The 15,555-nt window shown below is 68.6% G+C and carries 11 protein-coding genes; 9 read left to right on the top strand and 2 right to left on the bottom strand.

All coding sequences use genetic code 11. The annotated features are described in order from the left end of the window. Positions 1–311: 311 nt before the first annotated feature. A complete protein-coding gene (locus ACGFIF_RS02235) occupies positions 312–4,250 on the top strand; it encodes a polynucleotide kinase-phosphatase (protein WP_393150475.1) in 3,939 nt (1,312 codons plus the stop codon). Here ACGFIF_RS02235 and ACGFIF_RS02240 read toward each other — a convergent pair. After that, positions 4,247–4,855, bottom strand: coding sequence for a hypothetical protein (locus ACGFIF_RS02240; RefSeq protein ID WP_393150477.1), 609 nt, complete (start codon positions 4,853–4,855; stop codon positions 4,247–4,249). The two genes, ACGFIF_RS02235 and ACGFIF_RS02240, sit on opposite strands and share 4 nt — an antisense overlap. Positions 4,856–5,149: 294 nt before the next feature. Here ACGFIF_RS02240 and ACGFIF_RS02245 point away from each other — a divergent pair, with 294 nt between their 5' ends. From ACGFIF_RS02245 to ACGFIF_RS02280, 8 genes are all read left to right on the top strand, one after another. Beyond that, the gene (locus ACGFIF_RS02245) at positions 5,150–7,096 is read left to right on the top strand and encodes a glycoside hydrolase family 127 protein (RefSeq protein WP_393150479.1); all 1,947 of its coding nucleotides are present in this window, start codon (positions 5,150–5,152) and stop codon (positions 7,094–7,096) included. Between the two features lie 12 nt (positions 7,097–7,108). Beyond that, positions 7,109–8,803: an ABC transporter substrate-binding protein gene (locus ACGFIF_RS02250; protein ID WP_393150481.1), complete on the top strand. Its 1,695-nt coding sequence runs from the start codon at positions 7,109–7,111 to the stop codon at positions 8,801–8,803. Positions 8,804–8,806: 3 nt separating this feature from the next. Beyond that, entirely contained in the window at positions 8,807–9,778 is a 972-nt protein-coding gene (locus ACGFIF_RS02255) for an ABC transporter permease (protein ID WP_393150483.1), read from the top strand. A gap of 118 nt (positions 9,779–9,896) precedes the next feature. Further along, on the top strand, positions 9,897–10,880 hold the full coding sequence (locus ACGFIF_RS02260; RefSeq protein WP_393150485.1) for an ABC transporter permease: 984 nt from the start codon (positions 9,897–9,899) through the stop codon (positions 10,878–10,880). Next, a complete protein-coding gene (locus ACGFIF_RS02265; protein WP_393150487.1) occupies positions 10,877–11,695 on the top strand; it encodes an ABC transporter ATP-binding protein in 819 nt (272 codons plus the stop codon). Before ACGFIF_RS02260 ends, ACGFIF_RS02265 begins: the two co-directional genes overlap by 4 nt. Then, complete coding sequence (locus tag ACGFIF_RS02270) at positions 11,692–12,516, top strand: ATP-binding cassette domain-containing protein (protein ID WP_393150489.1); 825 nt, start codon at positions 11,692–11,694, stop codon at positions 12,514–12,516. The genes ACGFIF_RS02265 and ACGFIF_RS02270 overlap by 4 nt, the downstream gene beginning before the upstream one ends. Then, the gene (locus tag ACGFIF_RS02275; protein ID WP_393150491.1) at positions 12,513–13,793 is read left to right on the top strand and encodes an alpha/beta fold hydrolase; all 1,281 of its coding nucleotides are present in this window, start codon (positions 12,513–12,515) and stop codon (positions 13,791–13,793) included. Before ACGFIF_RS02270 ends, ACGFIF_RS02275 begins: the two co-directional genes overlap by 4 nt. 59 nt (positions 13,794–13,852) lie before the next feature. Then, on the top strand, positions 13,853–14,539 hold the full coding sequence (locus tag ACGFIF_RS02280) for a GntR family transcriptional regulator (protein WP_393150493.1): 687 nt from the start codon (positions 13,853–13,855) through the stop codon (positions 14,537–14,539). A gap of 17 nt (positions 14,540–14,556) precedes the next feature. Here ACGFIF_RS02280 and ACGFIF_RS02285 read toward each other — a convergent pair whose 3' ends face one another. Further along, complete coding sequence (locus tag ACGFIF_RS02285) at positions 14,557–15,537, bottom strand: carbohydrate kinase family protein (protein ID WP_393150495.1); 981 nt, start codon at positions 15,535–15,537, stop codon at positions 14,557–14,559. Between the last annotated feature and the right edge of the window lie 18 nt (positions 15,538–15,555).

Genomic DNA, 15,555 nt, shown 5'->3' on the forward strand with positions numbered 1-15,555 from the left:
TCGCCGGGACGACCTGCGCTGCTGGAACTCGGTCTGTCGGAACTGGGGTGGGCTGAGGGTGCTGCCATGGTCCTTTCCCCGTGGTCGGCGTGGGTGGGTGCTCGCCACAAACCGGGGACAATACGGACTGTCAGCGGGGAAGGACGGTCTGTAGCGACACATCTTCTGCAAATCAAGCTAGATCCATTCCGGGCAACACGCCAGACCTCCGTCAGCGTGTCTCGATCTTCGATCCGCCGCAGGCGGGGAATTCCCTTCAACTCCTGACAAATAGGTGGGTTCGCGACCGGTCGGCGTGATCGAATACGGAAGTGTTTCTGACCCTTGCCACCGACTTTGCCGGAGTTGACGCGCCCGCGAGCGATTTCGGGTTCCTGTTGCACAAGAACCCCGCGCGACCGCAGGGCATCGAGATCACCGGTGGCACCGCGCAGGTCTTCTACCCGGAAGCATCAGACGATCGTTGTACGGCGGCAGTGCTGCTCGAGATCGACCCGATCGCGTTGGTGCGATCCGGCCGCGGCAAAGCACCGGAAGGTTTCACCCTCGGCCAGTACGTGAACGACCGCCCGTACGCCGCCTCCAGCCTGCTCGCCGTCGCCCTCGGAAAGCTCTTCCGGACGGCGATGAACGGCCGCTGCGATGCCCGCCCCGAGCTCGCCGCCCGCCCGATCCCGCTCGAGATCCACGTCCCCGCGCTCCCGTGCCGGGGTGGCTCCGAGCTGGCCGAGCGGATGTTCGGCCCGCTGGGTTGGACCGTCGACGCCAAGCCCGTGCCGCTCGACCCCGAGATCCCGGCCTGGGGTGATTCCCGGTACGTCGACCTGCGGCTGACCGGCGTACTCCGGCTCGCCGATGCACTCAATCACCTCTATGTGCTGCTGCCGGTTCTCGACGACGCCAAGCACTATTGGGTCGGGTCCGATGAGGTCGACAAACTGGTCCGCGCCGGCGAGGGCTGGCTCGGTGCGCACCCGGAGAGGGACCTGATCTCCCATCGCTACCTGGCCCACCGCCGGTACCTCGCGGACGTCGCGCTCGAACGCCTCGCCGAGGCCGACGGGCTCACCGAGCCGGAGGCGGCTCCGGACGATGCCGAGGGCCCTGTGTCGCTCGCCGTTGAACGTCGTACGACGGTTGCCGCCGTACTGAAGGAACTCGGGGCGCGGCGGATCGCGGACCTGGGCTGCGGTGAGGGCGCTCTGGTCGGTGAGTTGCTGAAGGACCCGATGATCGGGGAGCTGTTCGCGACTGATGTCTCGGCGCGGGCGCTGATCAACGCGAAACGGCGTCTGCACTACGACGACCTCCCGGATCGGCAGCGGGAGCGGCTGCGGTTCCTGCAGTCGTCGGTCACGTACGCCGACCACCGGCTGGCCGGGGCTGGATGCCGCCGTACTGATGGAGGTGATCGAGCACGTCGACCCGCCGCGCCTGCCGGCCCTGGCCAAGGCCGTCTTCCAGGCTGCCCGCCCCGCCGCCGTCGTCGTCACCACGCCGAACAGCGAGTACAACGTGCGCTTCGACTCCCTCCCCGCCGGCGACTTCCGCCACCCCGACCACCGCTTCGAATGGACCCGCGGCGAATTCCAGCAGTGGGCGACGCGGGTTTCAGAGCTGTACGGCTATTCGGTGGAGTTCCGTCCGGTCGGCGCGGTCGATCCGGAAGTCGGTCCGCCGACGCAGCTCGCTCTCTTCAAGCTCCGGGAGAAGGTGACCGGCTGATGGCGGCGATTCAGATCCCGGCGCTTTCTCTTGTTGTGCTGGTTGGTGCGAGTGGGTCGGGCAAGTCGACCTTTGCCCGGAAGCACTTCAAATCCACCGAGGTGATCTCCAGCGACTTCTGTCGTGGGCTGGTGTCCGACGACGAGAATGACCAGGCGGCCTCCAAGGACGCCTTCGAGGTGCTGAACTTCATTGCCGGCAAGCGGCTCGCGGCCGGGCGGCTGACCGTGATCGACGCGACCAACGTGCAGCCCGAGGCGCGCAAGGAACTCGTCGCGCTGGCCCGTGAGTACGACGTGTTGCCGGTGGCGATCGTTCTGGATCCGCCCGAGCGGGTGTGCGTCGAGCGCAACGAGCAGCGGCCGGACCGGCAGTTCGGTGCGAAGGTGGTGACCAGGCAGCGGTCGCAGCTGAAGCGCGGTCTGCGCAGTCTCAAACGTGAGGGCTTCCGGACCGTCCACGTGCTCGACAGCGTCGACGAGATCGATGCCGTCAGCATCGAACGGACCCGGCTGTTCAACGACCTGACCGATCAGACCGGCCCGTTCGACATCTTCGGCGACATCCACGGCTGCCGTGCCGAGCTGGAGGAGCTGCTCACCGACCTCGGCTACACCATCACCCGTGACGACTCCGGCCGGGCGATCGACGCCGTACATCCGGAACGTCGCGCGGTCTTCGTCGGCGACCTGGTCGACCGTGGGCCGGACACTCCCGGCGTCCTGCGACTCGTGATGGGGATGGTTGCCAACGGCCACGCCTTCTGTGTCCCCGGTAACCACGAGGACAAGTTGCTCAAGGCCCTCAGAGGCCGCAACGTCAAGATCAGCCACGGCCTGGAGACGACGCTGGAGCAGCTGGCGGGGGAGTCGCCGGAGTTCCGCGAAGCCGTCGAGACTTTCATCGACGGCTTGATCTCGCACTATGTGTTCGACGGCGGCCGGCTGGTCGTGTCGCATGCCGGTCTGGTCGAGCGGATGCACGGTCGCGCGTCCGGCCGGGTCCGTTCCTTCTGCCTGTACGGCGAGACGACCGGCGAGACCGACGAGTTCGGGCTGCCGGTCCGCTACCCGTGGGCGAACGAGTACCGCGGTCGCGCGATGGTCGTCTACGGGCACACCCCGACGCCCGAGCCGGAGTGGATCAACAACACGATCTGCCTCGACACCGGCTGCGTCTTCGGTGGATCGCTCACCGCACTGCGCTACCCGGAACGCGAGCTCGTTTCGGTCCAGGCGGCCGAGGAGTACTACGCACCGGCCAAACCGTTGCACGTGGCAACCGCACCTGGCCGTGAGCCCGACGTGCTCGAGCTCACCGACGTCACCGGCCGGCGAGTGATCGAGACGACGACGCACGGGCGGCTCAGCATCCGCGCGGAGCAGGCCGGGGCCGCGCTGGAGGTGATGAGCCGGTTCGCGATCGACCCGCGGTTCCTGCTGTACCTGCCGCCGACGATGAGCCCGGTCGCCACCTCACCAGAGCCCGGGCTGCTCGAGCACCCGCTGCAGGCGTTCGAGACTTACCGGGCGCAAGGCGTCACCGAGCTGGTGTGCGAGGAGAAGCACATGGGCTCGCGGGCGGTCGTGCTGCTGACGCGGGACGACGGCGTCGCGGAGAAGCGCTTCGGCCTGGCCGGACGCGGCGCGATCCACACGCGGACCGGGCGGTCGTTCTTCGACGGACCGCTGACCGACGAGCTGCTGCTCGGGCTGCGGGCGGTCGTCGCCGAGGCCGGGATCTTCGACGAGCTCGACACCTCCTGGCTCCTGCTCGACGCCGAGCTGCTGCCGTGGAGTGCCAAGGCCGAGGACCTGCTTCGGAACCAGTACGCCGCTGTCGGTGCGGCCGCTCGTGCGTCGTTGCCAGCGGCAACCGCAGCGCTGGAGGCAGCCGTCGCGGCCGGTCTTGACGTGGGCGATCAGCTGGCCCGGATGAAGCGTCGTACGACGAATGCCGAGCGGTTCACCGAGGCGTACCGACGGTACTGCTGGCCGACGGCAGGGCTCGAGGGCGTTCGGCTGGCGCCGTTCCAGGTGCTGGCGTCGGAAGGTGCGACGTACCAGGACCGGCCGCACGCGTGGCACCTCGGGATCGCGGACCGACTGGTGAAAGCCGGGCCGTCGCTGATCACGCCGACCCGGCGGCTCTTTGTCGATGCCGGCAACTGGGATGCCGGGATCGCCTGGTGGCAGGAGCTCACCGCGGCGGGTGGCGAGGGCATGGTGGTGAAGCCGGCCGCCAACCTGACGCGGACGGGGAAGGGGTTGGCTCAGCCGGGGCTGAAGGTGCGCGGGCAGGAGTACCTGCGGCTCATCTACGGCCCGGACTACACCGAGCCGGCCAACTTCGAGCGCCTCCGGGAGCGAAACCTCGGCCACAAACGCTCGCTCGCGCTTCGTGAGTACGCGCTCGGTCTCGAAGCCCTGGAACGAGCCGCCCGCGGTGAACCGCTCTGGCGCATCCACGAGTGCGTCTTCGCCGTCCTCGCCCTCGAGTCGGAGCCCGTCGACCCGCGGCTCTAGCTGGTTGCGCGTCGGACGCCGACGAGGACGCCGGTCGCCAGGAACATGGCGGCCGGCATCCCGTGGTAGATCTCGTCGAGCACCAGGATCGCGCTGACCACCCCTGAGGGCAGGAGTGCCAGCAGGACGATGACGGCGGAACGGGCGTCGGCGCGGTGTACGCCGTAGACGATGAGCGGCGCGAGGATCCAGAGCAGGAACAGCGGTGTCAGCAGCCCGGTTCCTTCGGTTGCTACCGCATACGGCCCGAGGGCGAGTGCGATGACGCCCGCCGAGAGCGGTAGCTGACGCAGCACGGCGCTCGCCGGAGCAGTGCTGCGGGGGAGCGCGACCACGAGGTAGATGCCGATAGCCACGAGCTCAGCAGCGCCGGTGGCGAGGATGGCGCGGAACAGCGCGTCGTACGGGCGGATGGAGTCGGGGCAGGGCACCGGGATTCCGTCGGAGCCGAGCTCGCGGCCGCAACGCACGGGGCCGAACGGTGCCCAGGCGGTCAGCACCCAGACGAGAGGCAGCGTCAGCGCGGCGACGACGGCGGTGGCGCGGAAGAGACCCGCGGCGGGGTGCCGGGTGCGGCGGCGTAGATCGAGGGGCGGTCCGCTCATGCCCCCACCCTGAACCAGCAAGGGTCCACCGACACCCAGCCCGGTTCCACCACCCACCCGGAGTCCACCCCGTCCACCAGCCCTCCGGTCCACCCGCGTCCACCAGCCGTCCGGGTCCACCAGCCCCACGGGTTCGAGCGCCGCGCGGGCAGGCTCGCGTGCCCGCCGGGCGGGGGCTCGGCGGGCTCTGGCCGGTGGTTGTGTCCGGCTTGTAAACGTCTTTCGTTTTCGCTTGGCAAGGTGTGACATTGCACTTAGGGTCTGTGCAATGTCACACGGTACTGGAGTGGTCGGATGAGTGGCGCGGTGCGGGCTGGTCGTGGAGTGGTGCTGCCCGTGGGTGAGGTGGAGCTGACGGGCGGGCTGCTGGGGGACTGGCAGCGGCGGAATCGGGAGGCGACAGTTCCGCACGCGATCGCGGAGTTGCGGAAGGCGGGCAATCTGGAGAACCTCCGCCGCCTGGCCGACCCGACAGTCGGGGCGTACCGGGGGCGGTACCCGTTCCTCGACACCGATCTCTACAAGACGCTCGAAGGGCTCGCCTACGAGATCGGCCGGGACGACGCGCCGGCCGGAGCGCGGGAGTTCTTCGACGAAGTGGTCGGACTTCTCGAGCAGGCGCAGGCCGACGACGGCTACCTGAACTCGTTCTTCCAGGACCCCGAACAGCCCAAGCAGCCATGGTCCGATCTCGGCTGGGGACATGAGCTCTACAACCTCGGTCACCTGATCCAGGCCGCCGTCGCGGCGAATCGTCGCCTGGGCGACCGCCGATTGCTGACCATCGCCGGCCGGTTCGCGGATCTCGTCGTCCGGAAGTTCGGCACGGACGGCGAGGAGGTCGTGGACGGGCATCCCGAGGTGGAGATGGCGCTGGTCGAGTTGTATCGAGAAACCGGCACCGCGGACTACCTGACCCAGGCGCAGTTGTTCGTCGATCGCCGCGGCCAGGGGAAGCTGAAGCACACGATCTTCCCGGCCGAGTACTTCCAGGACAACGCGCCGTTCCGCGAGCTCCCGTCCGTCACCGGTCACGCCGTCCGGATGGCCTATCTCGCCGCCGGTGCCGCGGACGTCTCCCTCGAGACCGGCGACCCGACGCTGCTCGCGGCGCTGGAGCGACTGTGGGACGACATGGTCGCCACCAAGCTGTACCTCACCGGCGGTTTGGGCAGCCGGCACTCCGACGAGGCGATCGGCGACCGGTACGAGCTCCCGTCGGAGCGCGCCTACACGGAGACGTGTGCGGCGATCGCGACGATGCAGTGGGCCTGGCGGATGTTCCTTGCCACGGGCAAGGCGTCGTACCTCGACGTCTACGAGACCGTGCTCTACAACGCTTATGCCGTTGGGCTTTCGGCCGACGGCACGGCGTTCTTCTACGACAACCCGTTGCAGCGGCGGCCGGACCACGAGCAGCGGTCGGGCGCCGAGAGCGGTGGCGAGCCGTTGCGCCGGTCGTGGTTCGGCTGCCCGTGCTGCCCGCCGAACATCGTCCGCTGGATGTCCGAGCTCCAGGACCACGTCGCGGCGCAGCAGGGCGACACGCTGTACGTCGGTGTGTACGCCGACGCACGCATCACCACCGAGACCCTCGCAGTCTCCGTCCGGACCGATTACCCGTGGGACGGCGAGGTCACGATCACCGTCGACAGCGCGCCGGAAGAGGAGCAGGCGATCGCGCTGCGGATCCCGGCGTGGTGCACGGGCGCCGAGATCGTGACGAGTCCCGCGGACGGGGCGGTCACGGTCGGCGAGGGCGACTGGGCCGGCGAACCCGTCGACGGTGCGGTCGCGAACGACGGCTGGGCGCTCGTGCGGCGGCGGTTCGTTGCCGGGGACACCGTTCGGCTGACGTTGCCGATGGCCCCGAGAGCGCACGGATCACATCCGTACCTCGATGCGACCCGAGGTGCGCTCGCCGTTGCCCGAGGTCCGCTTGTCTATTGCGTCGAGCAACAAGACGTCGAAGCACCCGTCGACGATCTGTTGCTGAAGCCAGCCGCCGTGGCCGGGGCGACCGCACATCGGCGGCCGGTGGTGGACGGCGTACCAGACGCCCTCGTCCTCGAGCTCACGGCCGGTGTCGCTCCGACTCCGCCGCACGAGCTCTATCCCGTGATCACTGCTCAAGAAACCCAGACCGCCATCAGCGAAGTGCCGGCGACCTTCGTCCCGTACTTCCTCTGGGGGAACCGTCAGGCCCTGGCCATGCGTGTGTGGCTGCGCGCCGCGAACTGAAAGAGAAGACACATGAAGAGATCCATGCTGGTGGGGCTCATATCGTCCGGGGTGCTGGTACTCAGCGCCTGCTCGGGTGGTGGCGCGACCGGTGCCGCCGACTCGTCGGCCGGCCCAGGCGGCAAGGCCGCGCAGGGCGGAACACTCCAGGTGCTCGCGAACGCGGGTTTCTCCCACCTCGACCCCGCGCGGGGCTTCGACGGTGGCGTCAACAACTTCTATCGGCTGATCTACCGGACCCTGACCACTCAGGGCGCCGCGCCCGGTGCCGACGGCACCAAGATCGTGCCCGACCTGGCGACCGACACCGGCAAGCCGTCCGATGGCGGCAAGACCTGGACCTTCACGCTGAAGGACGGGCTGTTCTTCGAGACCGGTGCGCCGATCACCAGTGCGGACGTGAAGTGGGGCGTGTCCCGGGCCTGGGATCCCGAGCTCGGCATCGGGTCGCCGTACGCGAAGCAGCTCATCGACGCGCCGGCCGGCTACCAAGGGCCGTACAAGTCGGGTGACCTGCCGACCATCGCGACGCCGGATGCGAAGACGGTCGTCTTCCACCTGAAGAAGCCGTACGCCGACTTCGGCAGCGTGGTCGCGCAGAACACCTTCACTCCCGTGCCGAAGGGCCAGGGCGCGGGCAACCAGCTGGACAGCAAGCCGATCGCGTCCGGTCCGTACAAGCTGGCCGAGTACAAGCCGGGTGCGTCGCTCAAGCTGGTCCGCAACGACAAGTGGGACAAGAAGACCGACGAGGTCCGGGCCGCGAACCCGGACGTGTTCCAGTGGACCTTCGGTCTCGACCCGGCCACCATCGACGAGCGGATGATCGCCGGCCAGGGCACCGACATCGACGCGATCGCGGGCACCGTCCAGGCCGCCAGCGTGGCCCGGATCCAGTCCCCGCAGCTGAAGCAGCGCACGATGACCGGCCTCGGCGGCTGTACGACGTACATGGGTCTGAACACCACCAAGAAGCCGCTGAACGACGTCCGGGTCCGGCAGGCGATCAACTTCGCGGTGAACAAGCAGACCGTGCGGGACGCGGTCGGCGGCTCGACCCTCGCCGACATCGCGACCAGCATCCAGCCGCCGACCGTGGCCGGCCGGGTGGACTACGACCCGTACCCGAGCCCGGACCACAAGGGCGATCTCGAGAAGGCCCGCACGCTGCTGACCGAGGCCGGCCTGGCCAATGGCTTCACCCTCACCCTCGACACCCGGACGCAGCCGAAGATGCAGGCGATGGCGGTGGCGGTCCAGCAGGCGCTGGAGCCGCTGAAGATCACCGTCAAGATCAACCCGATCGACACCTCGACGTACTACGAGGTGATCGGTACGCCGTCGCAGCAGAAGGACATGGCGATCACCGGCTGGTGCCCGGACTGGCCGTCCGGTGCGACCTTCCTGCCGCCGCTGTTCGACGGCCGCAACATCACCGCCAAGGGCAACTCGAACCTGGCCCAGCTGAACGACAAGGGCATCAACGCGAAGATCGACGAGATCGCCAAGCTGACCGACGTGACCGCGGCCAACGCGGCGTACGGCGAACTGGACAAGCAGATCATGGCGGCCGCCCCGGTCGTCCCACTGCTGTACGAGAAGGTGCTGATGCTGGTCGGCAGCAACATCGCCGGTGCCTACCTGCACGACGGGTTCTCCGGTGGGATCGACCTGGTCTCGGTCGGCGTCGCGGACGCCGGGAAGTAGCCGATGACCGCGAGTCCGCTCGGGGGGACTAGCACTGTGCTCGAGGTCGAGGAGGTGGGGACCCCGGCTCCGGCCGGCGGTCCCCCGACCTCGAGCCGGCGGATCCTCACCACCATCACCCGGGACAAGGGCGCACTGGCGTGCGTGCTGTTCCTGGCGATCGTGGTCCTGATGGCGGTCGCCGCGCCGCTGATCACCAAGGTCAGCGGCTGGGGTCCGTACGAGTTCGACTCCGCGGCGATCAACTCCGATCTCGGCGGCGTACCGCACGGCGCACTCGGCGGGATCAGCGCGAACCACTGGTTCGGCGTCGAGCCGCAGAACGGCCGCGACCTGTTCGCCCGGATCGTGTACGGCGCCCGCGTCTCGATCACCATCTCGCTGTCGGCGACCCTGCTGACCGGGATCCTCGGGGTCGTGCTCGGCATGCTGGCCGGGTTCTACCGCGGCTGGGTCGACCAGGTGATCTCGCGGCTGATGGACTTCCTGATGGCCTTCCCGGCGCTGATCTTCATGATCGCGATCCTGTCCTCGCTGCCGGCCGGGAACCGTCCGGTGCTGCTGGTGATCGTGATCAGCGTGTTCGGGTGGCCGTACCTGGCCCGGGTGATCCGCGGGCAGACGATGACCCTGGCCAACCGTGAGTTCGTCGAGGCGGCCCGGGCGTCCGGGGCGAAGGACTCCGCGGTGGTGTTCCGGGAGATCCTGCCGAACCTGCGCGGATCGATCATCGTGATGACGACGCTGGCGATCCCCGGCTACATCGGGACCGAGGCTGGCCTGTCCTTCCTCGGTGTGGGTGTCTCGCCGCCGACCGCGTCCTGGGGCCAGATGATCTCGAGCTCGGTGAGCTGGTACTCGGTCGACCCGATGTTCTTCGCCATCCCCGGCGCGTTCCTGTTCCTCACCGTGCTCTCGCTGACGGTGCTCGGCGACAAGATCCGCTCAGTGGTCGACCAAGGGGAGGCGGCATGACGGTGCTTTTGGCCGGGCCTCCGGCGCCGGCGTGGTCATGGGGCCTTGGCTCCCGGCCTTCCCTCGTCGCTCCAGTCGCTTCGCTCCCTGCGCTCCTCAGTCCAGGCCGGGAGGCCCCATGACCCGCTACGTACTCGGTCGACTCGGCGGGGTGGTGTTCATCCTGCTGGCCGTGTGCCTGTTCACCTACCTGATCTTCTTCAAGCTGTCCCCGGATCCCGCGGTGATGATCTGCGGTAAGACGTGCACGCCGGAGCGCATCGACTCGATCCGCGACGTGCTGGGGCTCAACCAGCCGATCCTGGCCCAGTTCTGGGAGTTCCTGCAGGGCATCTTCGTCGGCCGCGACTACGGGTCCGTGCACTGCTCGGCGCCCTGTCTCGGCTACAGCTTCCAGACCAACGAGTCGGTGTGGACAATGATCACCGCGCGGCTCCCGGTCAGCATCACGGTCGCTGTCGGCGCCGCCGTACTGTGGCTGCTGGCCGGTGTGATCGGTGGTCTGATCAGCGCGATCAAGCAGGGCACGTGGTGGGATCGCACCGCGATGGCGCTCGCGCTCGGCGGGGTTAGTGTGCCGAACTACGTGCTGGCGCTGGTGCTCCAGTTCGTGCTGGTGGTGAAGCTGCAGGTGCTGCCGTTCCCGTCGGCGCCGGCCTTCGCGGACAACCCGATGCTGTGGTTCGAGTCGTACCTCATGCCGTGGACCGTGCTGGCTGTCGGCTATGCCTGTCTGTACGCGCGGTTGACCCGTTCCAACGTGATCGACACGGTGGCCGAGAACTACTTCCGGACTGCCCGGGCGAAGGGGCTGAGCCGGCCGCTGATCCTGCGCCGGCACGCACTCAGGCCGGCGTTGACCCCGATCACCACGATCTTCGGGATGGACTTCGCCGGCCTGCTCGGCGGTGCGCTGATCACCGAGACCGTGTTCGGGCTGAACGGGATCGGCAAGATGGCGGCCGACTCGATCGCCAAGAACGACCAGCCGGTGATCATGGCGGTCACCCTGCTGGCCGCCTTCTTCGTTGTCATCGGCAACGTCGTCGTCGACCTCGTCTACACCGCCCTCGACCCAAGAGTGAGAGTGACGTCGTCATGACCGATGACTTGTTCGTGGTGGAGGACCTGACCGTGACGCTGCCGACGGGGCGCGGTCCGGTGGATGTGGTGAAGAACGTGTCGTTCACGGTCGGCCGGGACGACACGCTCGGCATCGTGGGCGAGTCCGGGTCGGGCAAGTCGATGACGGCGCTCGCCGTCCTCGGGCTGCTCCCTCGGGGCGCGCGGACGACGGGGAGCATCCGGCTGGACGGCGCGGAGTTGCTCGGGCAGTCCGACCGGGAACTGCAGTCGGTGCGCGGCAACCTGATCTCGATGGTGTTCCAGGACCCGTTGTCGTCGCTGAATCCCTACTACACGGTGGGGTTGCAGATCGAGGAGATGTACCGGGCACATCGCGGTAATTCGCGCCGGGCGGCCCATCGGGTGGCGATCGAGGCGCTGGAACGGGTCGGTATTCCCGATCCGGCCCGGCGGGTCGACCACTATCCGCATCAGTTCTCCGGTGGCCAACGGCAACGCATCATGATCGCGATGGCGTTGTGCTGCTCGCCGTCGCTGCTGATCGCGGACGAGCCGACGACCGCGCTCGACGTGACCGTGCAGGCACAGATCCTGGAGCTGATGGCCGAGCTGCAGTCGACCACCGGTACCGGGATGATCTTCATCACCCACGACCTGGCGGTGATCAGCTCGATCGCGAAGCGGGTGCTGGTGATGTGTGCGGGCGATGCGGTCGAGTACGGCACGGCCGAGCAGGTGTTCTCGGATCCGCGGCACGACTACACGCGCACGCTGCTGGACGCCGTACCGAGGATCGACGACGAGGTGCCGTTCGAAAGTAGGGCCGTATGACGTTGCTCAAGGTTCGTGCGCTGACCAAGCAGTTCGTCACCCGGGGCGAAGGACTGGCGGCCCGCAAGGCGGCGTTCACCGCGGTCGACAACGTCAGCTTCGAGGTCGAGCTGGGCGAGACGCTGGCGATCGTGGGGGAGTCGGGCAGTGGAAAGTCGACCACCGCGCGGATCGCGGCCCGGTTGATGGAGCCGACCAGCGGGACGGTCGAGTTCGACGGGCAGGACGTGACGCGGGCCGCCGGCAAGGAGCTGGCCCGGTTCCGGAACAACGTGCAGGTGGTGTTCCAGGATCCGTTCTCGTCGCTGAACCCGCGGTACACGGTCGAGCGGATCATCACCGCGCCGCTCACCTATCAGGGCATCGCGCCGAAGGGCGGCCGGCGCGCGTTCGCCCAGGAGCTGATGGAGCGGGTCGGGCTGAACCCGGACCACTGCCAGCGGTACCCGGCCCAGTTCTCCGGCGGCCAGGCGCAGCGGATCGGGATCGCCCGGGCGCTCGCGGTGGGCCCGAAGCTGGTGATCTGCGACGAGGCGGTGTCCGCGCTCGACGTGTCGATCCAGGCCCAGGTGCTGGAGCTGCTGATGCGGCTGCAGCGCGAGAGCGGGTTCAGCTACATCTTCATCGCGCACGACCTGGCCGTGGTACGGCAGATCTCGCAGCGGGTCGCGGTGATGAACAAGGGCAGAATCGTGGAGCTGGGGTCACGCGACCAGGTGTTCGGCGATCCCCGCGACGACTACACGAAGACGCTGCTGGCCGCCGTACCCCGGATCAATCCGGAGTGGGACCGGCGGCGTCGGGCCAAGGAGGCTCGATGATCAGCTACACGATCCCGGGGATGCACGTCCGGGAGCACACATTCGAGGTCCCGCTGGACTGGACGAGCCCCGGGGAGACGATCACGGTCTTCGCGCGGGAGCTCGTCGACCCGGTTCGGCGCGACGAGGACCTGCCGCTGCTGCTGTTCCTGCAGGGCGGGCCGGGCGGCAAGTCGCCGCGGCCGACCGAGCCGACCGGGTGGATCGGGCAGGCGCTGAAGACCTATCGGGTCATCCTGTTCGACCAACGGGGCACAGGTCGCAGTACGCCGATCTCCGGGCGGCGGATGGCGTCGTTCACGACCGCAGACGACGGGGCCGACTACCTGGCCTGCTTCCGGGCGGACTCGATCGTTCGCGACGCGGAGCACCTGCGGACGACGGTCTTCGGCGGCAGCAAGTGGTCGACGCTCGGCCAGAGCTACGGCGGGTTCCTCACGCTGACGTACCTCTCGCAGGCTCCCGAAGGGCTGACCGCTTGCTACGTGACCGGTGGGCTGGCCTCGATCGATCCGTCGGCGGCCGAGGTCTATCGGCGGACCTATCCCCGGGTGGCGGCGAAGAACCGCGAGTTCTACCGGCGCTACCCGCACAACGTGGAACGGATCGGCGCGATCGCGGATCGGCTGGCGGCGGACGACGTACGGCTGCCGGACGGCGATCGGCTGACGGTACGGCGGTTCCAGTCGCTCGGGATCGACTTCGGGATGAAGCCCGGGTACGAGCGGATGCACTGGCTGGTGGACGAGGCGTTCGACGGTGACGAACTGTCGGACACGTTCCTGAGTCAGGTGATGGACCGGTCGTCGTACAGCGGCGGGCCGTTGTTCGCGGCGTTGCAGGAGAGCATCTACGGGTCCGGCGCCGGTGCCACCGGCTGGGCGGCCGAGGTGGAGCGGGCGCTGCATCCGGAGTTCGCCGAGGACGCTCGGCCGCTGCTGTTCACCGGCGAGATGATGTACCCCTGGATGTTCGCGGAGATCCGGGTGTTGCGACCGTTCCAGGCTGCGGTCGAGACGTTGGCTGCCCGTGGTCAGTGGTCGTCGTTGTACGACCTGGACCGGCTGGCGGCGAACGACGTACCGGTGGCCGCGGCGGTCTACTACGACGACATGTACGTCGACTCCGGGCTGCAACTGGACACTGCCGCGCGGGTGGGGAACGTGCAGGCGTGGGTGACGAACGAGTACGAGCACGACGGGCTCTCGTCGGAGCGGGTGTTCAACCGTTTGACCGAGCTGGTCCGGTCGGTGGGTGGCGGCGTACGGGCGGGTTGACCGGCCTGATCCCAGATGGGTGCCCCACAATGGGGCCGACAAGGCGGGGAGGTGAGGGGATGTCGGCCGATTCGATCGGGCCGTTGCCGAGTGTGCGGCGGCTGCAACAGCGGGAGAACCTGCGGGACAGCGTGGCCAACGCGCTGCGGGCGGCGGTGATCTCCGGCGAGCTCGTGCCGGGGGAGGTGTACTCGGCGCCGATGCTCGGCGCGCGGTTCGGGGTGTCCGCGACGCCGGTGCGTGAGGCGATGCTGGACCTGGTCCGCGAGGGCCTGGTGATCTCGCTGCGGAACAAGGGCTTCCGGGTCACCGAGATGTCCGACGAGGACCTGGACAACCTGGCGTCGCTGCGGCAGCTGATCGAGCCGCCGACGATCCGGGACGTCGTACCGGTGATTCCGCCGGCGGACTTCCCCCGGCTGCGGGCACTGGCCGAGGAGATCGTGGTGGCGGCCGAGGCGGGGGACCTGATCGCCTACATCGAGGCGGACCGGGTCTTCCACGTCACCCTGCTGGCGTACTCCGGCAACCAGAAGTTGGTCGACGTCGTGTCCGACCTCCGCTCCCAGACCCGCCTGCTCGGCCTCACCCCGCTGGTCGAGAGCGGCCGTCTCGTCCAGTCCGCCGCCGAGCACCACGAGCTGATGGACCTGATCGAGGCCCGCAACGCCGAGGCAGCCGAGCAGTCGATGCGGCGGCACATCGGGCACGTGCGCGGGTTGTGGGCGCGCAACCCCGAAGGCTAGGCCACGCGCCGGGATCGTCAGTTGAGGTTGAGGGCCCGGGCGGCGGTGGTTGCGGCAGGGGCGCCGTACGCCGAGGCGAGGCGTTCCAGGAAGGTGGGCCGGTCGAGGGTGTACTCCTGGGTGCCGACGGTCTCGAGGACCGTGGTGGCCAGGGTGCAGCCGATCTGGGCGGCGGCTTCGTGGTCGAGGCCGGCCGCGCGGCCGGTCAGGTAGCCGGCCCGGAAGGCGTCGCCGCCGCCGGTGGGGTCGACCAGGTTCGGCGCCGGGACGGCCGGGACCTTGGCCAGGATGCCGTCGGCGTTCTCGATCACGACCCCGTCGCCGCCGTGGGTGCTGACGCGGACGCCGACGCGCGCCAGGATCTCCTCGTGGCTCCAGCCGGTCTTCTGCACCATCAGGCCGGCCTCGTACTCGTTGCTGAACAGGTACTGCGCGCCGTCGATCAGCGTCTTGATGTCGTCGCACTCCATCCGGGCCAGCTGCTGCGACGGGTCCGCGGCCACCGCGATCCCGTTCGCCTTCGCCAGCTCGGTGTGCTTGAGCATGCCCTCCGGGTCGTCCGCGCCGATCAGCACCAGGTCGATCCCGCCGGTCGCGGCGTGGATCGCGCCGAGGTCGAGCTCCCGTGCCTCGGCCATCGCACCGGTGTAGAACGAGGCGATCTGGTTGGCGTCCAGGTCCGTCGTACAGGTGAACCGGGCGGTGTGGACGTTCTCGCAGACGCGCACATGGGACACGTCCACGCCGGCCTCGGTGAGGGCGGCGCCGTACTCGGCGAAGTCGGCACCGACCGAGCCGATCAGCAGCGACGGCTGGCCGAGCTGGGCCATCCCGTAACAGATGTTCGCGCCGACGCCGCCGCGGTGGACGACCAGCTCGTCGACCAGGAAGGACAGCGAGACCTTGTGCATCTGTTCCTCGAGGAACTGGTCCTTGAACCGGCCCGGGAACGTCATCAGGATGTCGGTCGCGATCGAACCGGCGACGGCGATGCGCATACGGGGTGCTCCTCGGGT

Origin of the sequence: Kribbella sp. NPDC049174, assembly GCF_043197365.1 — a bacterium.
In the GTDB taxonomy this organism is placed as follows: domain Bacteria; phylum Actinomycetota; class Actinomycetes; order Propionibacteriales; family Kribbellaceae; genus Kribbella.

Bases quoted from the DNA above. Each gene is read 5' to 3' on its own strand.
- ACGFIF_RS02260 (WP_393150485.1), top strand. From the start codon at position 9,897: ATGACCCGCTACGTACTCGGTCGACTCGGCGGGGTGGTGTTCATCCTG.
- ACGFIF_RS02245 (WP_393150479.1), top strand. From the start codon at position 5,150: ATGAGTGGCGCGGTGCGGGCTGGTCGTGGAGTGGTGCTGCCCGTGGGT.
- ACGFIF_RS02255 (WP_393150483.1), top strand. From the start codon at position 8,807: ATGACCGCGAGTCCGCTCGGGGGGACTAGCACTGTGCTCGAGGTCGAG.
- ACGFIF_RS02265 (WP_393150487.1), top strand. From the start codon at position 10,877: ATGACCGATGACTTGTTCGTGGTGGAGGACCTGACCGTGACGCTGCCG.
- ACGFIF_RS02275 (WP_393150491.1), top strand. From the start codon at position 12,513: ATGATCAGCTACACGATCCCGGGGATGCACGTCCGGGAGCACACATTC.
- ACGFIF_RS02250 (WP_393150481.1), top strand. From the start codon at position 7,109: ATGAAGAGATCCATGCTGGTGGGGCTCATATCGTCCGGGGTGCTGGTA.
- ACGFIF_RS02270 (WP_393150489.1), top strand. From the start codon at position 11,692: ATGACGTTGCTCAAGGTTCGTGCGCTGACCAAGCAGTTCGTCACCCGG.
- ACGFIF_RS02285 (WP_393150495.1), bottom strand. From the start codon at position 15,537: ATGCGCATCGCCGTCGCCGGTTCGATCGCGACCGACATCCTGATGACG.
- ACGFIF_RS02280 (WP_393150493.1), top strand. From the start codon at position 13,853: ATGTCGGCCGATTCGATCGGGCCGTTGCCGAGTGTGCGGCGGCTGCAA.
- ACGFIF_RS02240 (WP_393150477.1), bottom strand. From the start codon at position 4,855: ATGAGCGGACCGCCCCTCGATCTACGCCGCCGCACCCGGCACCCCGCC.